At 65.9% G+C, this 22,275-nt stretch carries 21 protein-coding genes; 5 read left to right on the forward strand and 16 right to left on the reverse strand.

Going from position 1 to position 22,275, the window contains the following annotated elements:
• Window positions 1-46 precede the first annotated feature (46 nt).
• Together pepT and HMPREF1008_RS02150 are read right to left on the reverse strand one after the other, a co-directional pair.
• Window positions 47-1,270 (reverse strand): peptidase T, encoded by a 1,224-nt coding sequence (pepT, locus tag HMPREF1008_RS02145; protein ID WP_009278208.1) that lies wholly within the window; start codon window positions 1,268-1,270, stop codon window positions 47-49.
• Window positions 1,271-1,562: 292 nt separating this feature from the next.
• Entirely contained in the window at window positions 1,563-1,994 is a 432-nt protein-coding gene (locus HMPREF1008_RS02150; protein ID WP_009278209.1) for an Hsp20/alpha crystallin family protein, read from the reverse strand.
• Between the two features lie 272 nt (window positions 1,995-2,266).
• Between HMPREF1008_RS02150 and HMPREF1008_RS02155 the strand changes: the two genes are divergently transcribed.
• Window positions 2,267-2,803 (forward strand): hypothetical protein, encoded by a 537-nt coding sequence (locus tag HMPREF1008_RS02155; RefSeq protein ID WP_009278210.1) that lies wholly within the window; start codon window positions 2,267-2,269, stop codon window positions 2,801-2,803.
• Between the two features lie 78 nt (window positions 2,804-2,881).
• On the opposite strand, the gene HMPREF1008_RS02160 is transcribed toward HMPREF1008_RS02155, so the two are convergent.
• The 3 genes from HMPREF1008_RS02160 to clpB all read right to left on the reverse strand — a co-directional run bounded on the left by HMPREF1008_RS02160 (window position 2,882) and on the right by clpB (window position 7,383).
• Window positions 2,882-3,130, reverse strand: a complete 249-nt coding sequence (locus HMPREF1008_RS02160) for a hypothetical protein (protein ID WP_198003201.1) — start codon at window positions 3,128-3,130, stop codon at window positions 2,882-2,884.
• A complete protein-coding gene (locus HMPREF1008_RS09760; protein WP_009278212.1) occupies window positions 3,123-4,604 on the reverse strand; it encodes a PASTA domain-containing protein in 1,482 nt (493 codons plus the stop codon). The genes HMPREF1008_RS02160 and HMPREF1008_RS09760 overlap by 8 nt, the downstream gene beginning before the upstream one ends.
• 160 nt (window positions 4,605-4,764) lie before the next feature.
• Complete coding sequence (gene clpB, locus HMPREF1008_RS02170) at window positions 4,765-7,383, reverse strand: ATP-dependent chaperone ClpB (protein WP_009278213.1); 2,619 nt, start codon at window positions 7,381-7,383, stop codon at window positions 4,765-4,767.
• A gap of 272 nt (window positions 7,384-7,655) precedes the next feature.
• On the opposite strand from clpB, the gene HMPREF1008_RS02175 reads away from it, so the two are divergent.
• Window positions 7,656-8,102: a hypothetical protein gene (locus tag HMPREF1008_RS02175; protein ID WP_040656696.1), complete on the forward strand. Its 447-nt coding sequence runs from the start codon at window positions 7,656-7,658 to the stop codon at window positions 8,100-8,102.
• Window positions 8,103-8,375: 273 nt separating this feature from the next.
• On the opposite strand, the gene HMPREF1008_RS02180 is transcribed toward HMPREF1008_RS02175, so the two are convergent.
• The 9 genes from HMPREF1008_RS02180 to HMPREF1008_RS02220 form a co-directional block, all read right to left on the reverse strand.
• On the reverse strand, window positions 8,376-8,807 hold the full coding sequence (locus HMPREF1008_RS02180) for a heat shock protein transcriptional repressor HspR (RefSeq protein ID WP_009278215.1): 432 nt from the start codon (window positions 8,805-8,807) through the stop codon (window positions 8,376-8,378).
• A complete protein-coding gene (locus HMPREF1008_RS02185; protein WP_009278216.1) occupies window positions 8,797-9,753 on the reverse strand; it encodes a DnaJ C-terminal domain-containing protein in 957 nt (318 codons plus the stop codon). The genes HMPREF1008_RS02180 and HMPREF1008_RS02185 overlap by 11 nt, the downstream gene beginning before the upstream one ends.
• 63 nt (window positions 9,754-9,816) lie before the next feature.
• The gene (locus HMPREF1008_RS02190) at window positions 9,817-10,587 is read right to left on the reverse strand and encodes a nucleotide exchange factor GrpE (protein WP_009278217.1); all 771 of its coding nucleotides are present in this window, start codon (window positions 10,585-10,587) and stop codon (window positions 9,817-9,819) included.
• A gap of 83 nt (window positions 10,588-10,670) precedes the next feature.
• The gene (dnaK, locus tag HMPREF1008_RS02195; protein WP_255348642.1) at window positions 10,671-12,656 is read right to left on the reverse strand and encodes a molecular chaperone DnaK; all 1,986 of its coding nucleotides are present in this window, start codon (window positions 12,654-12,656) and stop codon (window positions 10,671-10,673) included.
• 328 nt (window positions 12,657-12,984) lie between these two features.
• Entirely contained in the window at window positions 12,985-13,542 is a 558-nt protein-coding gene (locus tag HMPREF1008_RS02200; RefSeq protein WP_009278219.1) for a hypothetical protein, read from the reverse strand.
• A gap of 99 nt (window positions 13,543-13,641) precedes the next feature.
• Complete coding sequence (locus HMPREF1008_RS02205) at window positions 13,642-13,995, reverse strand: hypothetical protein (protein ID WP_009278220.1); 354 nt, start codon at window positions 13,993-13,995, stop codon at window positions 13,642-13,644.
• 96 nt (window positions 13,996-14,091) lie between these two features.
• Window positions 14,092-14,532 carry a hypothetical protein gene (locus HMPREF1008_RS09765; protein WP_009278221.1) on the reverse strand — a complete coding sequence of 147 codons (441 nt, stop codon included), beginning with the start codon at window positions 14,530-14,532 and terminating at the stop codon, window positions 14,092-14,094.
• Window positions 14,533-14,704: 172 nt separating this feature from the next.
• Entirely contained in the window at window positions 14,705-15,952 is a 1,248-nt protein-coding gene (locus tag HMPREF1008_RS09770; RefSeq protein ID WP_009278222.1) for a serine/threonine-protein kinase, read from the reverse strand.
• A gap of 3 nt (window positions 15,953-15,955) precedes the next feature.
• On the reverse strand, window positions 15,956-16,381 hold the full coding sequence (locus HMPREF1008_RS02220; protein WP_009278223.1) for a hypothetical protein: 426 nt from the start codon (window positions 16,379-16,381) through the stop codon (window positions 15,956-15,958).
• Window positions 16,382-16,606: 225 nt separating this feature from the next.
• On the opposite strand from HMPREF1008_RS02220, the gene yfcE reads away from it, so the two are divergent.
• A complete protein-coding gene (gene yfcE, locus HMPREF1008_RS02225) occupies window positions 16,607-17,173 on the forward strand; it encodes a phosphodiesterase (protein ID WP_009278224.1) in 567 nt (188 codons plus the stop codon).
• Window positions 17,174-17,257: 84 nt separating this feature from the next.
• On the opposite strand, the gene HMPREF1008_RS02230 is transcribed toward yfcE, so the two are convergent.
• Window positions 17,258-18,259, reverse strand: a complete 1,002-nt coding sequence (locus HMPREF1008_RS02230) for a helix-turn-helix transcriptional regulator (protein ID WP_009278225.1) — start codon at window positions 18,257-18,259, stop codon at window positions 17,258-17,260.
• Window positions 18,260-18,627: 368 nt separating this feature from the next.
• On the opposite strand from HMPREF1008_RS02230, the gene metA reads away from it, so the two are divergent.
• The gene (metA, locus tag HMPREF1008_RS02235) at window positions 18,628-19,599 is read left to right on the forward strand and encodes a homoserine O-succinyltransferase (RefSeq protein ID WP_009278226.1); all 972 of its coding nucleotides are present in this window, start codon (window positions 18,628-18,630) and stop codon (window positions 19,597-19,599) included.
• 89 nt (window positions 19,600-19,688) lie between these two features.
• Here metA and HMPREF1008_RS02240 read toward each other — a convergent pair whose 3' ends face one another.
• Complete coding sequence (locus tag HMPREF1008_RS02240) at window positions 19,689-20,351, reverse strand: orotidine 5'-phosphate decarboxylase / HUMPS family protein (protein WP_009278227.1); 663 nt, start codon at window positions 20,349-20,351, stop codon at window positions 19,689-19,691.
• A gap of 190 nt (window positions 20,352-20,541) precedes the next feature.
• Between HMPREF1008_RS02240 and HMPREF1008_RS02245 the strand changes: the two genes are divergently transcribed.
• Complete coding sequence (locus tag HMPREF1008_RS02245; RefSeq protein ID WP_009278228.1) at window positions 20,542-22,248, forward strand: DEAD/DEAH box helicase; 1,707 nt, start codon at window positions 20,542-20,544, stop codon at window positions 22,246-22,248.
• Window positions 22,249-22,275: the final 27 nt, after the last annotated feature.

Below are 22,275 nucleotides of genomic sequence, written 5' to 3' on the forward strand. Positions count from 1 at the left end.
GGTCGCCCTCGTGGCGACCCCGGATGCAACCCCCGCGCTCGGACCGCTATTCCCCGGCAAAGACCCTCACGAGCTCGACTGCCATCCTCGTGGCGGCGTCCATGCCCTCGACGGTGATGTGCTCGTAGGGACCGTGATATCCGTGGCCGCCGGTTCCCAGGTTGGGACAGGGCAGCCCGCGGTACGAGAGCTGGCAGCCGTCCGTGCCCCCGCGTATGGGCGACACGTCGGGCTTGACGCCGGCGCGCTCCGCGGCCAGCTTCGCGTTGTCGATCATGTACATGCAGCCGTCGATGACCGAGACCATGTTCTTGTACTCGTCCTTGATGGTCAGGGTGACCGTTCCCTCGCCCCACTCCTCGTTCATGAGCTTCTCGATGTGGCGCAGCGTCTGCTTTCGCGCCTCGAAGGAGCCCGCGTCGTGGTCGCGCACGATGTACGAGAGGCTCGCGTGGGCCTCGTCGCCGTTTATCTGGAGCAGGTGGTAGAAGCCCTCGTAGCCCTCGGTGTGGCGCGGGGTCTCGAAGGCGGGGAGCATGCCGTTGATCTGGCAGGCGAGGAGGACGGCGTTCACCATGACGTCCTTGGCGGAGCCCGGGTGCACGCTCACGCCCGTGACCTCGAAGCTGGCCTCGCAGGCGTTGAAGTTCTGGTACTGGATCTCGCCCTCGGTGTCGCCGTCCAAGGTATAGGCGACGTCGGCGTCGAATCCCTCGACGTCGAAGCTGTGCACGCCGCAGCCTATCTCCTCGTCAGGGGTGAAGGCGATGCGCAGCGGGCCATGGGCGATGCCCTCGGCGAGCAGGGTCTCGAGGGCGGTCATAATCTCGGCGATGCCCGCCTTGTCGTCCGCGCCAAGGATCGTCATCCCGTCGCTGGTGATGAGCGTGCGGCCCTTGAGGGTGGGCAGGTGGGGGAAGTCCCTCACCGCGAGCGTACGGCCGCTCTGGAAGAGCGGAAGGTCCCCACCGTCGTAGTCGGGCGTGAGCTGGGGACGGATCTCGTGGTCGCAGAACTGCGAGACCGTGTCCATGTGGGCGATGAGCCCCAGCTTGGGCCTGTCCTCGAGGCCTGGCGTCGCCGGTACCTTCGCATAGACGAAGCAGTCGTCGCTCAGGCGGACGTCGGTGACGCCCAACCCCCTGAGCTCCTCCACCAGCATGCGCGCGAGCTCGAACTGCTCGGAGCTGCTGGGGGTGTGCGCCTCGTTCCCCTCGTCGCTGGGCGTGCGCACGACGACGTAGTCAAGGAGTCTCTCGTATGCCCTCACGTCGCGCTCTCCTCTCCACGGCACGTCACGGGCGGCCGAGCGCGGACTGGGGACGCCGGTCGATGCAACAGCCTTTTGATTGGCTGGCCCATGACAATTTGAATGACGTTTAACAGTTTAGAAATACTAGGGAGTGAACGCCAGGGTGGCTTCCGTCAGGGACCAAAACTGGGCGAGCCGCCCCAAATTCCAGGCGAGAGGTTTCTGGGCGCAAAAAAGGAGGCGACGCCGTAGCGTCGCCTCCCACGCCTCGCCATGTCAGCGAGTCAAACCTGGCCGGTCCCGATTCGAGCTAGTCAATCGAGATCTTGGTGACGTTGGCCTTCTCCTCCTGCTTGGGGACGTTGACGGTGAGCACACCGCCATCGAGCTTGGCGGACAGGCCGGAAGTCGCGGCGTCCTTGAGGTACACGCCACGGGTGGCCTGCCACTCGCTCGTCTCCTTGTGGAGGTAGTTCTTGCCCTTCTCCTCCTCGGTCTCCTTCTTCTCGACCGAGACCGAGAGGCGACCCTCGTTGAGCTCTACGTCGATGTCCTCGCGCTTCACGCCGGGTAGCTCGGCCGAGACGACGTACTTGTCGCCGGCGTCCTCGACGTTCATCTTGAATGCGGCATCGCTCGAGAGGCTGGCCAGCGGCGCGTTGAAGAAGTCGTCGAACGCGTTGAAGGGGAACGCCCTGCGAAGGGCCCTGTCATAGCTGGTGTAAGGGATAAGGTTCGTCATCTTTACCACTCCTTCTGCTTGCGGATGCCCTGGTAGACACCCTTTGTTCTCGTTGGTATATATGCCCCTCGAAGCTTGACTTTATACCTCAAGTCAATATTTTCTCAGTTGAGTTTGCTCATTAAATCTAAGTCTGTCTAAGTTAGGTGTTGCAGAGGAAGATTGCGTTAGATGTAGCTATCGCGCACGGCACTTTGGCAGGCCCCACCTGCTCTATCATGACTGCCATTGATGTGTACGGGCTTTGCGTGCCACGGCGGCGGAGGTACTCCATGGACAAGGGCTTTGACGAGGGTCTTCGGGAGCCCCTTCCCAACAACGCAACGAACGAGGAGGGCACGCCCAAGACGGCGGCGACCGAAGCCCGACCGTCGGTCGTTTCGGCAACCCAAGGTGGGACCGAGGCCACGGGCAAGACGGGCGAGGGCGACTTCGCGGCCACCACCTTCCAGCCCGTGGCCGCCCGCGTGCCCTACGTGAGGCAGCGCGCCCCGCACCGCTCCCAGGCCGCCATCGACGACCTCGGACAGGACGGCGCCTCCGCCAGCGGCTACGCCCACGACTCAAACGTCGCCGTGAGCGGCAAAGTCTTCTCCGGCGCGTCCAAGTACCGCCGCTCGCGCGGCGGCATGGGCAGGATCCAGAACAGCCGCTACGGCCAGTACCTCGAGATTCCCAAGGGTCGGCGCTCCATCTTCTCGTCGCGCGAGAGGAGCCGCCGCAGGCGCTCGGTGCTCTCGCTCATCGTCGTGGTGGCCCTGCTCGTGGTGGTCGCCCTCATCATCCTGAGGCTGCTCTCCACCAGGTAGGCCGGACGGGATGCCCCCGACGATCTGACGCGCGCTTCACGGGCGACGGCGGCACCCTCCTGCCGGCCGGAGACCCTTCTAATCCCAGGGATTGGCCTCGAAGAGGGGCTCGCGCGGGGCGGGACGGTCCGAGTAGGGGTCGTAGCCGTCGTCGTCCTCGTTCTCCGCCCGAAGGAAGCTGGCGTCAGATGACGAGACGGGCCTCTCGCCTGGCACCGTTCCGTCTGGCCGGTCAGCCTCCCGCATGGGACCGACGCCCTCTGCCTTGCTCGCCAGCATGACGTCCCCTCCATCAATGGCGTCCTTGTGCATCCGCTCGCTATCCAACCTCTGCCCCTCGCTTGCCGTAGACGTCGCCGTAGGCGACGAAGTCACAGACGCTCCCTCCAAAGGGAGCCAGGTCATAGCTCTTGTACAGGGCCTTGGGAGCGGCCGTCACGACCACGCGCGCGTCCTTCCCGCCCTGGACTATGAGCACCGTCCAGCAGGCCTCGCCCATCTCTCCGTAACCGCAGACGAAGGGCGTGCCCTTGCGTTCCCGTCCCTGCGGGAGGACGACCGTCTGCATGTTGCAGCTTCTGCTCAGCCCGCTGAGGCCGCAGAGCCCCATGACCCCCTCCAGGGCGTCGCGGCTGAGCCTGCCCGCCTCCGCGGGCCACTCTGACTTGGGCAGCTCCAGGCGCACGCCCTCGAAGCCGGCGTCAGCCTCTGGGGTCGCCCCCTCCCTTGCTGCCTCGAGGTCGAACTTTGCCGAGAAGGGATACGAGCCCAGGGTGACCCTGCCCCTCTCGCCCTCATAGAGCGCCTGCACCTTTCCGTGCGCGTTGGCATAGCTTGCCCGGAGAGAGAATCCCTGCTTCTGGAGGTAGTCCCCGATCTGGTTGGCGGTGAACTCGAAGTACTCGGCCAGGTGGTGGTAGTCGGACGGGTAGGGCTCTGAGACCTTGAGGGTCACGACATCGTCCTTGCCGACGCGCGTGCCCTGGTCAGGGCTCACCCCGACGACAATTCCGCCCGGCTCGTCGGAGCTCACGTACTCGAGCTTGGCCTCGAGGCCCGCCGCCTCGACGAGCGACCTTGCCTCGGACTCATCCTTGTCCATGACATAGGGGACCGTATAGGGCTGCGCCACGGTGAGGGTGATCGCGTCGCGGGCCACGAAGGCGCTCCCCGCCTCGGGGGTCGACCTGATGACCGTTCCCTCCTCGGCGGGCGAGGCCTCATACTGAATCGACACGTCTTGCGCCCCCGCCTCGGCCAGGGCGGTGCGGGCCTCGTCAAGTCGCATGCCCACGACGTCGGGAAGCACGCGCGCCGTGCCGACAACCAGCGTGACCTCGCTGCCACGCTCGAGCCTGGTTCCACTCGCGGGGTCGCAGCGGACCGCCTTGCCCACCCCGTCGTCGACGGGCTCCTCCGCCAGCACGACCTCGAAGCCGCGCTGCTCAAGGTCGCGCTGGGCCACCACCTGGGACTTGCCCGCGACAGAGGGGACGCTGCGGCCGCCCCAGAGCTCCGCCTCATAGGTGACGAAGATCGCAGTGACCGCGACGGCCGCGAGCAGGAGCACGGCAGCCACGACGGGGCGAGACACGCTGCGGCTCTTGCCCTCACCGGGAACGCCCTTCGGGGGCTCCAGCGATTCAGGCTCCTGCACGGGAGTCGTGACGACCTGCGGGAGGGTGGCCATGGCGGAAGGATTGGACGGCGATTCCAGGTCGCCTGCCGGCTCGGACCTTCCCACGGAGGGGCCCAGCCCGTCCGACGGGACCTCGGGGAGCCTGCTCTTGGGGTCTTCCATCTGCCCTCCCGGTGGGTTGTGCGCGCGATTCTTCCCTATGGTCGCGCAAAGGGCCGGCTCGCGCCAGGTCGGCTCAGCAAGCGCGGGGGGACGGGCCTTCGGGTCCGTCCCCTCGCGAAATGGCGGGTACCGTGCGGCACGAAGGTCGACGCGACGGCAGCTACTCCACAGAATCGGGTTCCAACGCCTGCTCGTCACGGGCGGCGAAGAGCTTTCCGTCCGCCCCAACGTCCACCATGACGGCGTCGCCCTCGCGGAGCTCCCCGGCGATGATCAGGCTGGCGACGTTGTCCACGACCTGGCGCTGGATGAGCCGCTTGAGCGGGCGCGCGCCATAGACCGGGTCGAGCCCGTCGAGGGAGAGGAGCTGCACCGCGCTGTCCGAGAGCCTGAGCGTGATGCGCTCGCGGGCGAGGCGGCTGCGCACGTCGCGAAGCTGGATGTCCACGATCTTCTCTATCTCGGCCAGCCCGAGGGAGTGGAAGACGACCACGTCGTCGATGCGGTTGAGGAACTCTGGCTTGAAGGCCTGGCGCAGCGCCTCCATGACCTGGGAGTTGACCGCCTTGGGATCGCTCGTCGCGTTGGCGGCCGCGATGAACTGGCTCCCCACGTTGCTGGTCATGATGATGATCGTGTTCTTGAAGCTCACGACGCGACCTTGCCCGTCGGTCAGGCGACCGTCGTCCAGCACCTGCAGGAGGATGTTGAACACGTCGGGGTGCGCCTTCTCCATCTCGTCCAGGAGGATGACGCTGTACGGCTTGCGGCGCACGGCCTCGGTGAGCTGGCCTCCCTCGTCGTAGCCCACGTATCCCGGAGGGGCGCCGATCAGGCGCTGGACGCTGAACTTCTCCATGTACTCGGACATGTCGATGCGCACCAGCGCACGCTCGTCGTCGAAGAGACACTCGGCGAGCGCCTTGGCGAGTTCGGTCTTTCCCACGCCGGTGGGTCCCAGGAAGAAGAAGCTTCCCAGGGGGCGATTGGGATCGGCAAGCCCCGCACGGCTGCGGCGCACCGCCGAGGCGACCGCGCTCACGGCCTCATTCTGTCCGATGACGCGCTCGTGGAGCTCGGCCTCGAGGTTCTGGAGCTTGTCTATCTCGCCCTGCATCATCTTCGACACGGGGACGCCGGTCCAGGAGCTCACGACCTCGGCGATCTCTTCGGTGGTGACCTCCTCCTTGAGGATGCCGCCCGCCTCCTGCTTCTGCGAGAGCGCCGCCTCGGCGGCGTCGTACTCGGCCTGGAGCGAGGGGATGGTCGAGTAGCGCAGCTCGGACGCGCGGGCCAGGTCGCCGGCGCGGGTGACGCGCTCCATCTCGCCTCTGGCTTCCTCGATCTTGGACTTGAGGTCCTGGACGCGGTCGATGCTCGCCTTCTCGTTCTCCCAGCTTGCCTTCATGCCGTCGAGCTTCTCGCGCGTGGTCGCGATCTCCTTCCGCAGGGTCTCGAGGCGCTCGCGGCTCGCTGCGTCCTCCTCCTTCATGAGGGCCTGTTCCTCGATCTGCATCTGCGTGAGCTGGCGGTCGACGGCGTCTATCTCGGCCGGCATGGAGTCGAGCTCCATGCGCAGGCGGCTCGCCGCCTCGTCCACCAGGTCGATGGCCTTGTCGGGCAGGAAGCGCTCGCTGATGTAGCGGTTCGAGAGGTCCGCGGCAGACACCAAGGCGGCGTCGGTGATGCGCACGCGATGGTGCTGCTCGTACTTCTCCTTGAGGCCGCGGAGGATGCTGATGGTGTCCTCGACCGTGGGCTCGCTCACGAGCACCGTCTGGAAGCGGCGGGCAAGCGCCTGGTCCTTCTCTATGTACTTGCGGTACTCGTCCAGCGTTGTGGCACCGATGGCATGGAGCTCGCCGCGGGCGAGGGCGGGCTTCAGGATGTTGCCCGCGTCCATGGAGCCCTCGGTCGCGCCGGCGCCCACGATAGTGTGGAGCTCGTCGATGAACAGGATGATCTGTCCATCGGACTTCTCCACCTCCTTGAGCACCGACTTCAGGCGGTCCTCGAACTCGCCGCGGTACTTCGCCCCCGCGACCAGCGCGCTCATGTCGAGCTCGACTATGTCCTTGTCCTTGATGGTCGAGGGCACGTCGCCGGCCACGATGCGCTCGGCCAGGCCCTCGACGATGGCGGTCTTGCCCACGCCGGGCTCGCCGATGAGTACCGGGTTGTTCTTCGTGCGGCGGCTCAGGACCTGGATCGTGCGGCGTATCTCCTCCACGCGGCCGATCACCGGGTCGAGCTTGCCCTGGCGTGCGAGGTCCGTCACGTTGCGGCCATACTGTTCAAGGGCCTCGAACTGGGACTTCTGGTCCTGGGAGGTCACGCGCTCGTCACCACGCAGGCTCTGATAGGCCTCCTGCACGCGCTTGCTCGTGACGCCCGCGGCCTTGAGGGCGCTGCCCGCCTCGCCGCGCTCGTCGGCAAGCGCGCAGAGCAGGTGCTCGGAGGTGACATAGGAGTCGCCGAGCTTGGCGGCAAGCTTCTCCGCGGCGTCGCCCACGCGCGTGAGCTCGGTCGAGATGCCCATCTGCGACAGGTCGCCACTCACCTTGGGGGCGCGCGCGATGGCCTGGTCCACCTGGGCCTCGACCTGCGCCGGGTCCGCACCGACGCGCTCGACGATGGCGCGGAGGTTCCTCTCGCCCGACTCTATCAGGGCCTTGAGCAGGTGGATGGGTCGAACCTGCCCCGCCTCGGCATCGGCGGCGATGGTTATGGAGGACTGCAGGGCCTCCTGGGCGGTGACCGCCCACTTGTCAAACCTCATTTGTCTCACCCCTTCTGGCTCCCTCGGGGAGCACCGCTGTCTGTTGAGTCGATTGTTCCCTGGAGTGGTGGTCGCTATGCGCAAATCTAAGTGTCTGCACAATAGATTATCTGAGTTGTCTTATACGTTTGCGAAAGGTCTGTCACGCCGGCGCCCAGGCCTGCGGCGGACGGGGCGCAACGCGGCCCCCGGCTCGCGACAACAATCCCCGCATCACGGCACCCGAACGCCTCGACGGGCTGTCCCAGAAGCAGACCCGCGTACCCGACATCATGTTTGTGGGCAGTGGAGTGGGAATCAACTACGACGGGGGCATGCACTACGACCTGCGGAGCATTGCCGAGGCCACGACGATGGAGCCCAACGAGACGGACGAGGCGCTTGCCGCCGTCAGACGCGCGATCGTCGACGACAAGCGCCGCGACCGCGACCTCTGGCTACGCGGCCTCACGGTGCTACCCGCCACGAGCGAGGACCTGTACCAACCCCGAGGCCCGGACCGTCTCATGGGGCAGGTCATGGAGGCGATCGAGCGAACGGCCGGCAGGGACCTCTCACTGCAGAGGAGCGTCCTGACCAGACAGCCCTTCGTGCGGGAGCGGCAGCGACTGGTCTGGTCGCTTCTTCCAGGCGAGAGGGGGCGGCGCATCTCACAACAGCTCGTCCGGGAGCTCCAACGCCCTCAGGGGCACGTCGAGAGCTGCATCATCGCGCTGTGACAAGGAGTGGGAGCTTGGATGAGATGGCACGATGGCACCCCCGTCCAAAATCGGACATGTTGGTGTGCACAATGCTCGAATCTGAAAGCATTTCTCGCCAAAAAAGCCCTTTTATCAGTGATTTCGCTCGTTTGTGTACACTAATCGCGTAAAAGGGACGACGACCGGAGCCGCGTGCGCCCAGCGCGACACAAAGGGCAGACCCAGACCAGACGAGAGGGGCATCACGGACAGAGTCGCGATGCCCCCTGCCTGGTGCGAACGTCGCCGCCGCTACTCGTCATCGTCCTCGAGGTGGGTCTCCAGGAGCCCGCGCATGACCTGTTCGGGACCCGCGCCGTCGTAGCGGGCAAGCGCCGTGATGCGCTCGCGCATGCGAAGCTCGTGGATATCGTCCTCGAGCGAGCGGACCCGCGCGCGCAGCTCGTCGATCTCCTTGTCGCGCTTGAGGGCGCGCTCGCGCATGTCCAGGATGCGCACGACGCCCGCGAGGTTGATGCCCTCGTCGGTGAGCTTGCTGATCAGGTTGAGGCGTTCGATGTCACCCTGGGAGTACAGCCGCGTGTTGCCACGGGAGCGGCCGGGATTGACCAGGCCCTTCTGCTCGTAGACGCGCAGGGTCTGCGGATGCATGCCGGTCAGCTCGGCCGCAACGCTGATCATGTAAAGCGGCTTGTCCTTGCCGCTCGCGTCGCTACGCGCCATATGCCTCGACGTCCTTTCTGTAGTCGCGGCCGTCGGCGTCACGCAGGGCCTCCAGGGCGTCGCGCTCCTTTTGCGAGAGTCGCGTGGGCACCTTGACCCTCACGGTCACGTACAGGGCACCGCGAGAGCCCTTGCGACGCACGTCGGGGGCGCCCAGCTCCTTGAAGCGGAAGGTCTTGCCGTCCTGCGTGCCCGCGGGAATCTTGAGGCGAACTTCCGCCCCCTCGGGCGTCGGCACGTCGATGGTGGCCCCCAGGGCAGCCTCGAAGGCGCTCACCGGGAGCTCCATGCGCACGTCGGCACCGTCGCGCTTGAAGAGCGGGTGCTCGACCACGCGGGTCGTCACCACGAGGTCGCCGCGGGCGCCGCCGTTGGTCCCGTACTCGCCACGTCCGCGGTAGCGCAGCTTGCCGCCATCGATTGCCCCGGCGGGGACCTTGACGTTGAGGGTCTGGCGCTCGCCCGTCGAGGGAATCGAGTAGCTGATTTTGCGCTGCTCGCCCGCGAAGGCGGCCTCCGCGCTCACGTCTATGGTGGCGGTTATGTCCCGGCCCTTGGAGGGACGGTTGGCGGCGGCCTGCCCACCGAAGATCGACGAGAAGTCGAATCCGGGGAAGGCGCCGTCACCGTTGCGGATGTTGTCGAAGATGTCGCCCCAGTCGGCCCCGCCCACGTTGGTGGTGTAGCTGTAGCCGCCACCTCTGCCGCCCGCGCCGCCAAATCCCGAGCCGGGCATGCCGCCAAACATCAGCATCTGGTCATACTCGCGACGCTTCTGGGTGTCAGAGAGCGTCGTGTACGCTTCGCTGACCTCCTTGAACTTTGCCTCGTCACCACCCGCATCGGGGTGGTACTTTGCGGCGAGCTTGCGGAAGGCCTTCTTGATGTCGTCCTGGCTGGCGTCGCGCTTCACGCCCAAGACGTCGTAGTAGTTCTTGTCTGCCATAGAAGCCAACGCCTCCTTCCTGGTGGCAGTGCCCGGGCCTGAGCCCAGGCACGCCAAGCGCGACTACTCCTTGACCTCGTCGTCACCTGCGGGCTCGTCCTCCAGCTCGGGGCGCTTGGGTCCCCCATAGGTCACCGTGACCATGGCCGTACGAATCACCTTGCCGCCCATGCGGTAGCCCCTCTGGTACACCTGGGCCACCGTCTCGTCATACGCTTCGGTATTCTCCTCGCGACCCACGGCCTGGTGGACCAGGGGGTCGAAGGGCTCGCCGGCTGGGTCGATGACCTCGACGCCCTCCTTGCCCAGAACGGAGACCATCTTGTCGTGCACCGCGTCGACGCCGGCGACGAACTGCAGCAGAGCCTCGTCGCCATCGGCGGTCTGTGCCGCATGGGCAGAGGCACGCTCCATGTCGTCGAGGACCGGAAGCAGGTTGAGCACGAGCTTCTCGGCCGCGCGCTCCCTCTCGGCCAGGCGCTCCTGCGCGGTGCGGCGACGGTAGTTGTCCCAGTCGGCCTGCAGGCGCGTCAGGCGGTCAGTCGAGTCCGCGGCCTCCTTCTGCGCCGCAGCGACCTTGTCCGCAACCTCGTCGAGCTGTCGCTGGAGGTCGTCGCGCTCCTGACGGATCTTGTCGGCGTCGGCCTTGAAGTCGGCCTCAGCTGCCTGCTCGCCGGCGCGCTTCGCCGCCTCCACCAGGTCCTCCTCGCTGGGCTCTGCCTCGGGCGCGGCGTCGGCGACCACCTCCTGCCCAACCGCCGGCTCGCCCTCGGCCGCCGTGGCCTCGACGACGTCCTCATCCCTCATATCATCACCCTCGATAGGCACCTTCACGTCACCCTCCTCGGGCTGCCAAAGGGGCGGCCGCAAGGGCCGCCCCAGCCAACATCTTGTCCTAGGGCCTAGGCGGCCTTGGCCTACTGGTTGTTCTTGTCGTCGTCCACGACCTCGTAGTCGGCGTCGACGACGTCGTCGGTCGAGCTTCCGCCGGTAGCGGAGGTCTGGGCCTGGGTGTCGGAGTAGACGATTTCGGCCAGCTTGTGCCCGACCTCCTGGAGCTTCTCGCCCGCGGCCTTGATGGCGTCGACGTCAGTGCCGTCGAGTGCCTTCTTGGCTGCGTCGACCGCGTCCTGGACCTCCTTCTTCTGGTCCTCGGACACCTTGTCGCCCAGGTCCTTCAGCGTCTGCTCGGTGCTGTAGCACAGCGAGTCGGTCTGGTTGCGGACCTCGATCTCGTCCTTGTGCCTCTTGTCCTCCTCGGCGTGGGACTCGGCGTCCTTGACCATGCGATCGACCTCGTCGTCCGAGAGCGCGGTGGAGCCAGAGATCGTGATCTGCTGCTGCTTGCCGGTACCCTTGTCCTTGGCGGTGACCTTCACGATGCCGTTGGCGTCGATGTCGAAGGTGACCTCGATCTGGGGCACGCCGCGGCGGGCGGCGGGGATGCCGGTCAGGTTGAACTTGCCCAGGCTCTTGTTGTCGCGAGCCATCTCGCGCTCGCCCTGCAGGACGTTGATCTCGACGGAGGTCTGGTTGTCGGCCGCCGTGGAGTAGACCTCGGTCTTGCTGGTGGGGATCGTGGTGTTGCGGTCAATCATCTTGGTCATGACGCCGCCCATGGTCTCGACGCCCAGCGAGAGCGGGGTGACGTCGAGCAGCAGGATGCCGGACACGTCACCGGTGAGCACGCCGCCCTGGACGGCAGCGCCGTCGGCGACGACCTCGTCGGGGTTCACGGACATGTTGGGCTGCTTGCCGGTCATGGTCTTGACCAGGTCCTGCACGGCGGGCATGCGAGAGGAGCCGCCCACGAGGATGACCTCGTTGACCTCAGAGATCTGCAGGCCGGCGTCCTGGAGGGCCTTGGTGACGGGGCCCTTGCAGCGGTCGAGCAGGTCACGGGTGATGCGCTCGAACTCGGCGCGGGTCAGCGTGTAGTTGAGGTGCTTGGGGCCGGTGGCGTCGGCGGTGATGAAGGGCAGGTTGATGTCTGCCTGCTGGGCGCTGGAGAGCTCCTTCTTGGCGTTCTCGGCGGCCTCCTTCAGGCGCTGCAGCGCCATGGGGTCACGACGCAGGTCGATGCCCATCTCCTGCTGGAACTTGTCGGCCATCCAGTCGATGACGCGCTGGTCCCAGTCGTCGCCGCCCAGGTGGTTGTCGCCGTTGGTGGCCAGGACCTCGACGACTCCGTCGGCAAGGTCGAGCAGGGACACGTCGAAGGTGCCGCCGCCCAGGTCGAAGACCAGGACCTTCTGGTCGATGTCCTTCTTGTCGAGGCCGTAGGCGAGGGCCGCCGCCGTGGGCTCGTTGACGATGCGCTGGACGTTGAGGCCGGCGATCTTGCCGGCGTCCTTGGTGGCCTGGCGCTGGGCGTCGTTGAAGTAGGCGGGGACGGTGATGACCGCGTCGGTGACGGGCTCGCCCAAGTACTTCTCGGCGTCGGCCTTCATCTTGGCTAGAATCATTGCGCTGATCTGCTCGGGGGTGAAGTCCTCGCCGTCGATCTCGACCACGGCACGGTTGCCGGTACCGCCCTTCACGGAGTAGGGGACGGTCTTGAGCTCGGAGCTGACCTCGTCGTAGCGACGGCCCATGAAGCGCTTGATGGAGAAGACCGTGTTCTTGGGGTTGGTGACTGCCTGGTTCTTTGCGGCCTTGCCCACGATGCGGTCGCCGTCGGCGCGGAAGCCCACGACGGACGGGGTGGTGCGGTCGCCCTCGGCGTTGACGATGATGGTGGGCTCGCCGCCCTCGAGGACTGCCATCGCGGAGTTGGTGGTGCCAAGATCGATACCCAGAATCTTGCCCATTGCGATTCCCTTCTGTCTCTCCCTTGGCCCCTGGGGCGGGGAGCTTGTCTGCCCTTGTGCTGCCGCCGAGTCGCCGACGGAGCCTTCGTACACTGCGATTGTTCCCGCGGTATCTGATTCTATACGCAATCTAAGTCTCTACACATTAGATTTTTTGTTCTCTCATGAGTGAGGAATCTTGAGCCGCCACAAAAGAGCGGAGGCTTGTGACGGATGAGCTCGGGATGATGACACGTCGCACCACAGGGGGGTGGCGTCGGCTGGCGCACGGGCCAGCATGAGACTGCGGTGCGCTACGAGAAGGGACCCGCAGCAGTGAGCCGCGGGTCCCAGTACACGGCTTCAAGCATCGTTGTCTGTGCACAACATTAAACAAGCATTGGACGAAGCACTGAACGCGCCCGTCTCGCAAGCCTGGCGCTTACATCGCAGATTCCATATATGCATCCATAATCTTCGATGCCTCCGCCTCGTAAACCTCGTACAACTTTCCCGCCCACTCCTCGTACTCGTCGTACGATCCACTGCCGGAGCCGTACATCACACCAGCCATCTTGCTCGTTCCCTCCGACTCGATTCCGGCAAGCTTGGTCACCTTTGCGTTACTAATCTGCGCAAGCCCCTGAATTCCCTCCGTATTGCCTGCTGCCTCACTGTTGTATTCCTCAATCAGTCCAGGGGTTGCTGCCTGCAATTTTTCCGTATATTCGGCAAGTATGCTTTCGTAGGTATCAACCGCCTTCGTTGCTTTCGTCGGTGTGGAAGTTGCCGTCTTCTTCTCCGGCTCCTTTGAATCCGTTTTATCATCCGTCGAAAGCTTCTGCTCTTGTTTGGGAGGTTCCGCCGCAGAATCCGAAGGCTTCTGGGATGAGGACTTATCTGGCTTGCCCACAAACATCCCGATAACCATCAGGGCCAGAAAGATGACTCCGATAGACTCCAGGAGCCTGTGTATCCCTTTCTTCGTGCCTTCCTTCATTGGGCTCTCCTCTCTCTTGACCCCATACCACCAGAACGTAAATGACCTCTGAGCGACGAAGTGTCCAGAAGAAACTTCGGCAATTTAGCTAAATGCCCTCTAGTCTTCCTTCCCCGCCTTCCTGAGCTGGGAAAAGCCGACGAACGAGAGCACAGTCTGGGTAACTACGAAGAAGAAGTACATGGGAAAGAGAACCATCGCCACGGCGTAGAGGATGGCTCCTACCAGGGCAAACGATGACTTGCGCATGAAGAGCCCGAGCCCGTTGAAGATGACCGCCACGGCAGTGGATGCCAAGTGGGGCATGACGAGGTAGGTCGCAATCGCAGCGCCGGCACGATAAGCGGTCGTCCCCGAGGAGCCTGCGCCTCCCCAGTAGTAGATACTGTACAAGAGGTACAACACCCCCAGCACGAACGAGATGAGCAGCAGGATATTGAGTTTCTTCTTCACAATTCCCTCTTTCCCCGAGGACCTTTCTCTTTGCTGGCTGCTGCCAGGACAAAAGAGATGGTAGGGGCGAGAGAACCCCCGTTCATTAGCTGTCAGCTAACTGTTCGCGAGCGGGCCACCCGGAGCCGCGCCGCCCGTGAGGGGCCGCTCCCCCTGCTCCCAGAGGAGATGGTCGCAGCAGGTCACGCCCATCCCGCGCTCGAGGCAGAAGGCGATGACCACATCCCGGCGGCGGTCGGGCCTGAGGGCGCTCAGGCCGCCGCGTTCCAGGGCGTCGCTCGCGTCCTCCACGCCCAGCCCCATCCCGAAGCAGACCTGGAGGAGCTTGTCACGCGTGGGGTTTCGCGACCCAGAGAGGATCTGATACGCGTAGGTGTGATTGAGGCCCGAGCGCCCCACGACCGCGCCACGCGAGAGCGAGCGCTCGCGCAGGGCGTCATCCGCCCAGCCGGCAAAGTTTCGGTCGTCAAGCGGCGCGCTTTCCAACGCGCGCCTGACGTCCAAACCGCAGTCCCTCAAGAAGCCCCACTCATCCATTGCACAACCCCTTTCACGTGAAAGGGTAGGTGGCGCGACGCGGCGATTCATTAGCTGGCAGCTCATTGTTTCGCGGAAGGGCCACGTGGCGCAGGGGTGGGGAGCGGCCGCGCGGCCAGGCGCACCCAAGGCAGAGCAGCCTCCGCGCCACGCGCGACATTGCGCAAAGGGCCTAGACGAGACCGGCCGCCTGGGCAAGAATCTGTAGCGCGAGCATAATCGCAAAGCCTGCGAAAAGCTCCTCCGCCACACGAAGCAGCAGACGCCTCGGGAGCGCGCCCCGATCCAGACCCGCGTACTCCCCCACCCCTGCCACGGCGCAAGCGAGCTCGTAGGAGGGGAGGAGTATCCACCAGGCCATGAGCACGAGGTACGAGATGGCGGCAAGCGACTCCTGGGCAATCCCCACCTGCCGTCCCACCTGCTCTGGCATGCCAAGGAGACCTGCGGCGAACACCACGAGGAGGACCACCGCGAACACGAGCGCGACGGTCTTGCGCACGGAGCGAGGCGCACGGAGCAGCGCCAGAACGGTCGGGGCGAGCTCCATCCAGACGTGGAGCGAGTGGGGGGCGAGGCTCCGGTCGCCCTTGGGGCGCAGCTTGACGGCCGGCACGGCAGCGGGTCCCTCCCGATCATCCTGTCCCGCCGTGCCCGAACCTTCGGCGCAGGAGCGCAACTCAGCCATGAGCTCTGCCGCAGACTGAGGGCGCGCGCTGGGCTCAAGCGACCGGGCACGGCCTATCAGCCCGACCACCTCCCCTGGCACGGCGGCGAGTCCCAACGCAGGATCGAAGCCCCTCTCGCCTGGCCAGGTAGCCGTGAGCATGTAGGCGAGCACGCCCGCCAGGGAGTACACGTCGGACCTAGCGTCGGTCTGGGCGAAGCCGAACTGCTCTGGTGCGGCAAAGCCCCAGGTGCCCAGGAGCGTCGTGTCTCGCCCCGCCTCGTCCGAGCGCAGGCGCGCGATGCCCAGGTCTATGAGGTGGGCGCATCCCCCGCCATCCACGATGACGTTCTTTGGCGTGATGTCGCGGTGTATGATGCCATGCTCGTGGAGCGCCTGTGCGGCGGAGCAGATTCCGTCCATGAGCCGCACCGCCCGCGGCAGGGAGAGCGGTCCCTCCCGCGTCACGAGGCCCTCGAGAGACTCCCCGTCCACGTATTCGAGCACCACGGCCAGGCGGTCAGGAAGGCGGTAGACGGTCTCCACTCGGGGAAGCCCCGGCTCGTCAACGCCCAGCAACGTGCCCCAGAGCCTAGGTGCGGCGAGTCCGCCAGCAAAGTACTTGCGCACGAAGAGGCCAGCCCCACCAAGGGTCACGAGCTCGGTCCTGAGCCCCTCTCGCTCGGAAAGCACCCGCTCGACCTTGTAGGCGTCGTCCAGCACAAGGGCGTGCAACACCTCTCCCTCGTCCACGCGTCAGCCCTCCGCAGGCAGGAGGGTCTCTTCTCCCATGCGGTAGAGCTCGTCGTCGCAGTCCTCGCGGCTGAGCCCGCGCTCGAGGCAGAAGATGACGATCGCGTCGCGCCGCCGGCGACTCCACAGCTCCGCATGCCCCGCCAGACGCAGTAGCCTCTGGGCCTCGTGCAGGGTGCAGCCCATGCCGAAGGCGAGCATCAGGGCCCTGTCGCGCCCGATGTGCCGCGTGCCTTGGAAGACCTGGTAGCCAAAGGTGGCATTGAGTCCGGCGGCGGCAATGGCCTGCGCGCGCCCGAGGCCCTTCCGCTCCAGGAGGTCGCGCAGGTACTCGGCGAGGTCGCGCCCCTCGAGGTCGGGCTCGACGGCGCTGAGATAGCCCTCTATCGAGGTGGACGCGAGCAGGCGCTCGAGGAGCTCCTCGGTCACGTGCTCGTGGCCGCAAGAATCGACCTCCGACCGCTCTTTGGCTATGCACTTCCCTTCCCCGTTTCCCAGGAGAGACCATCATAGCCCCCACCTGGGATGCAAGCAGACTCCACCCGGGACGCGCGCGGTCCCGGGGATGCGGGCGCTTGCGCTAAGCTCGACTGCATGCCAGAAGACATCGTCGGACGAGAGAAGACCTCGTCCTCGGCCCTTGGGAGGCACCACATGAAGCTGCTCCTCGCCTCTGACATCCACGGTGCGGCAGACCGCTGCGCCCGCCTCATGGACGCCATCGATGCGGAGCGGCCCGACCGCGTGGTGCTCCTGGGAGACCTCCTCTACCACGGGCCCCGCAACGACCTGCCCGCCGACTACGCCCCCAAGCGCGTCATCCAGATGCTCAACTCCATCGCGGACCAGGTCATAGCCGTGCGCGGCAACTGCGACGCCGAGGTGGACCAGATGGTCCTGGACTTCCCCTGCATGACCGACCACAACCTGCTCTGGGACCCTGCCGCCCCCAACCCCGTGACCGGCGGCATGGGTCGCACGCTCTTCCTCACGCACGGGCACGTCTGGGGCGCAGGCTTCCACAACTCCGTCGACCACCTGCCCCTGCTGCCCGATGGCGCGGCGCTCGTGTACGGGCACACGCACCGGAAGGTCAACGAGCCCGCGCCGGGCAACCCCGACATCTGGTGTTTCAACCCTGGCAGCGTGGGCATTCCCAAGGACGGCAGCAGCAGCTACGGCCTCTGGCTGGACGGGCGCCTCGAGCACCGCGAGCTCTAGGACGATGGATCGGGTCCCTCCGCCATGCTGCCCCCGGCGCAGGGACCCCACCTCAGCTTGCCCCGACGCGATCCCATGTCCGAGCTAGTGCCTTGACCTTAGGTCACGCTCCCACACGGCGACACCCGCGCACGCAATACCACCGATCGCCCAAGGCAGCCAGAAGAAGTCGTTCGGCGACCAGACGGCGTCGTTGTGGTCGATGGACGTGAACAACAGGACCAGCGCCAGCGCAGTCGCGGCGAGCATGATGATGGTGCAGACTGCCGCAACCCTGCGCTTCCCGCGCCTCGCCGCCAGCGCGCGCTCGAGCTCCTCTCCCTCGAACGCCTCCGAGATCTCGTCCTCGCTGAGCTCGTCCAAGGCGTCCTCGTTGTAGCTGGCAAGGTTCACGCGCTCGCCCATCACGAGGGAGTAGACCAAGGTCCCGACACCCACCGCGACGCAGAGCAGCATGGAAGCCGCCCAGACGCTTGCGTCTCCCAGAAGCACCGGCAACAAGACCCCGAGGAGTATCGCACCGACGCCCAGGGCGATGCCCCGCCCCATGAGGCCCCGCGCGCCGGTGCGCTGCTCTGGGGTATAGAAGTCCTCCACGAAGGGATGCTCCTTCTGGAAGGCCGTGTGGGCCATCACGGTTGGCACGATGAGCGCCACGCCAAGGGCCACGAAGGCAAAGAAGGCCAGCATCGAGAGAGCACTTGAATCCGCCAGGGCCCCTGCGGGGTTGACCCCGTCAAGGAGCGCGCCCACCGCCACGCCCACGATGATGGCCGAGACGCCCAGGGCCATGCGCCGGGCAAAGGAGCGCACGTGCTCGTCGTAGCCACAGATGTCCGTGGCGGGTCCGGGCGAGACGAGCTCGGACCTCGGTGGTTCGACGTCCGTAAGGTCACCCTTCACGAGCTCGTCCAGGGTGCAGCCGAAGATGTCGCAGAGCTTGAGGAGCTTGTCCATCTCGGGGTAGGCCTTCTCGGCCTCCCACTTGGTCACCGACTGGCGGCTCACGCCCACCAGCATGGCAAGCTGCTCCTGGGTCATGTTGCGCGTGGCGCGCAGGTGCTGAAGGTTGTCTCGGAAGCTCATGGTGTTTCCCTCTGCCTTGCCGCCCGCGGCGGCCCCAACGTCTTCTGTGCCGGCACCTTCGAATCTATGGTAGCCGGGCGTCCCCGGCCACCAACCCGAGGCTGCTTTTTATGGAATGTCAGGGCACCGGACGGTTGCGGGCCGCAGCTCAGGGGCTACGAAGTCAGCAATTCTCACAAAATGCTGTCAAATTTCGCAAAACCCCAGGTGAGCGAGAAAAGCGACAGCATCCTGGCCGAAATGCTGTCTCGCACAAGTTCCCAGCAGGTGCCGGCTCGCGCGGCCGAGTCGCGAGCAAGACACGCCGCGCGCCTCTCGCCCGCCTGGTCTATCCTGATAGCGAAAAATCGCGCCGGAACGGAGCCAGCATGCCCATCAACATCCCCGACGGCCTGCCCGCCAAGAAGGTCCTCCGCCAGGAGCGGATTTTCGCCCTGGAGGAGGAGGTCGCCGGGCAACAGCAGATCCGTCCGCTCAACCTGGTGATCTTGAACCTCATGCCCACCAAGATAGAGACCGAGACCCAGATCCTGCGTCTCATCAGCAAGTCCCCCCTGCAGGTGAGCTGCGACTTCATGCGCGTGAGCACGCACGAGTCCACCCACGTCTCGCAAGACCACCTGGTGAAGTTCTACGACTGCTTCGAGGCCTACGAGGACAAGAACTACGACGGCATGATAATCACCGGCGCTCCGGTGGAGCAGCTGCCCTACGAGGCCGTCGACTACTGGGACGAGCTCTGCCGGATCATAGACTGGTCGCAGGGGCACGTGCTCAGCACCATGTATCTCTGCTGGGGCGCGCTTGCCGGCCTCTGGCACCTCTACCGGATTCCCAAGAGGCAGCTTCCCGCCAAGCTCTTCGGCGTCTTTCCCCAGCGGCTCTGCGACGAGTACAGCTTCCTCACCAACGGCTTCGACGAGATGCATAACATGCCCCACTCGCGCCATGCCGCCATCGACGCAGGCGAGCTGGCCAACCACCCCGAGCTGCACGTGCTCAGCGAGGGTTTCTCCAGCGGACCCTCGCTCATCGCGACCCGCGACTTCCACGAGGTGTACGTAACCGGCCACTACGAGTACGGGCGCGACACCCTGAGCGACGAGTACTGGCGCGACTTCAAGCGCGGTCTTCCCATCCGCGTGCCCCAGAACTACTTCCCCGACGACGACCCCGAGCGGCAGCCCATCTTCACCTGGCGAGCCCATGCAAACCTGCTGTACCGCAACTGGCTCAACTGGGTGTACCAGATGACGCCCTACGACCGGGCGGACATTCCGGCACAAATCCGCACGCTCAAGGCGGACTCCGATGGCATGGTGGACAAGTTCGAGGCATAGGGCACGACAAGAGGTCCACCCAGAGCAGGACACGGCGGGCGAGAGGGCCGTGTGTCCGAGAACGCGGCCGCCCCGCGCGCCTACACCGCCTACGCCATCTGGGCCTTGAGCCGCGCGGCCGCGGCGCGTGGGTCGTCAGCCTGCGCGATGGCCCTGCCCACGAGGACGCAGGCAGGGCCAGCAGCAACCACCTGGGCTATGTTGTCGAGCCCGATGTGGCCGACCACCGCGCTCTGGGCGCTCGTTAGGCACTCGTTGAGGCCGCGCAGCAGCTCCAGCGGGGCGAAGGCACCCTCCTCCCCAACGTCCGAGACGGCGCTGAGCTCGTGTCCGTCGGCCCCCAGGCCCGAGGGGACCACAAGCTCCCCCACGCCCAGCGCCTCGAGCTCCACGGCGCGGCAGAGCGGACCCTCCATGCCGGCCAGGTCGCCCACCACGCGCCGCCCCATCATCTCGGCCACCCGCAGCACCGCGTCGAAGGTCTGGTTGGAGGCGAGGCCCAGAACGCTCACGGCGTCGGCACCGTAGTCAAAGCACTTCCGCGCGACGTAGCCACCGCTGTGGAAGACCTTCGCGTCGGCGAGCACTACCTTGTCCGGGAAGGCATGCTTCACGTGCCTCACCACCGAAAGCCCCTCCTCCACCAGGAGCGGATAGCCCACCTCGACCACGTCGACGTAGTCACGGGTGTCCAAGATGAGGTCGAGACAGTCCTCCAACCTCAGCGCGTCCAACGTGAGCTGCAGCCTCATGGCAACCTCCCGGGCGATTCGTCGCAACAGGCCCAGCGTAGTCGAGGGTCACGGGGCAATCGTGAGCCTTTGGTGTGCTCGGGCCCTCTGGCGCCATTCGCGCCGCAGACGGCTGCCCCACATGGCCGTCAGGACGCACGGCTCCGACGTCTGCCCTGCAGCACGAGGCAACTTGGGCGATACTTAGGCCATGACTAAGACATTTGCCGAGCTCGGGCTAAACGAGCACATCCTCGCCGGCGTGGAGGAGCTGGGCTTCTCAACGCCGACTCCCGTGCAGGAGCAGGCCATCCCCGCCGTCCTCGCCGGGCGCGACGTGATCGCCTCCGCACAGACAGGCACGGGCAAGACCGCCGCCTTCGCATTGCCGGTCCTGCAGGTCATCGAGCCCCTCTCTCGCGCGGCACGGCAGAGCCGGGCAGCATCCGCCGCCCCCGGCGCAAAGCCGGCTGATGCGGGCGAGAGTGACGACGGCCCTTCGCAGGACGGGGCCACCAGGGCCACACAGGACAACGGACCCGAGGTCCTCGCGGACCGCGTGGAGGACGACTCCGTGCTCTCGGCACCCGTCAACGACGAGGGCGTGATCCAGGACGCCGACGCATCGGGCAAGCCCCGGCGCCGGCGTCGCAGGCATCACAAGAAGGCGGAAGGCAGCGACGCACCCGCAGACGATACGAAGGCGAACGCGGATGCCGCGCCCCAGACCAAGCCCGCTCCCGAGACGCAGGGTGACTCCCCCACAAAGCCCAAGCGCAAGCGCCGTCGCAGGAAGAAGCCTGCCCCGAAGCGCACGGACGCCCCCACGGACGACTCGCGCGAGGGGGACCCCGACGCCAGGCCCTTCGGACCCTTCGCCCTGGTGGTGACTCCCACCCGCGAGCTCGCGGCACAGATCGAGGACGTGGTGAGCGTCGTCTGCCGCAAGACCGGACAGAAGACCGTCGTTGTCATGGGTGGTGCCAAGTTCGAGCGCCAGATCCGCGAGCTCGAGCGCGGCTGCGACCTGCTCGTGGCGACCCCCGGCCGTCTCATCGACCTCATGGAGCACGAGCACGTGAGCCTGGCAGACGTCAAGGTCCTGGTGCTGGACGAGGCCGACCGCATGCTGGACATGGGCTTCTGGCCCAGCGTGCGCCGCATCGTCAAGGCCTGCCCCGCAGACCGGCAGACGCTGCTCTTCTCTGCAACCATCCCACCCAGCATCAAGGGCACCGTCGACGCCATGCTGCACGACCCCGCGAGCATCGAGATCGCCCGCGTGGGAGAGACTGCCGACACCGTGGAGGAACACCTCTGCCCCGTCTCGCAGGGGCAGAAGACCCTGCTTCTGGAAGCGTTGCTCAAGACTGGCGGGGCCGCAGGCGAAATTCCCGAGCGCGTATTGGTCTTCTGCCGCACCAAGCACCGCAGCGACGACCTCGAGAAGTACCTCAAGCGTGCGGGCTTCAGCGTGGACGTCATGCACGCTGACCGCCCCCAGAAGGCACGCGAGCGAGCACTCGAACGATTCCGCGAAGGTGCCTGCCAGGTGCTCGTGGCCACCGACGTCATGAGCCGCGGCATCGACGTGAGTGGAATCGACGCCGTGGTCAACTTCGACGTGCCCATGGACCCCGAGGACTATGTGCACCGCATCGGCCGCACGGGACGCGCCGGCGCCACGGGACACGCCTACACCTTCGTTGCGCCCGACGAGATCAGTCCCCTGCGCGAGATCGAGTACTTCACGCACGCGCTCGTCCCGGTGTGGGACCTCGAGGGCTTCGACTACGACGAGACGCGCATCGTGCCCAATCCCGGCCGCTCCACCACCAAGGCGACGCGCACCATGTTCAGCGGCTCACGCAGTCGGGGGCGTGGCATCAGCTCCGGCCGCTACGGCAGGCACTTCTAGACTTTGCGATAAGACGTACGAACATAT

It is taken from the genome of Olsenella sp. oral taxon 809 str. F0356 (assembly GCF_000233535.1).
GTDB lineage: Bacteria > Actinomycetota > Coriobacteriia > Coriobacteriales > Atopobiaceae > Olsenella_I > Olsenella_I phocaeensis.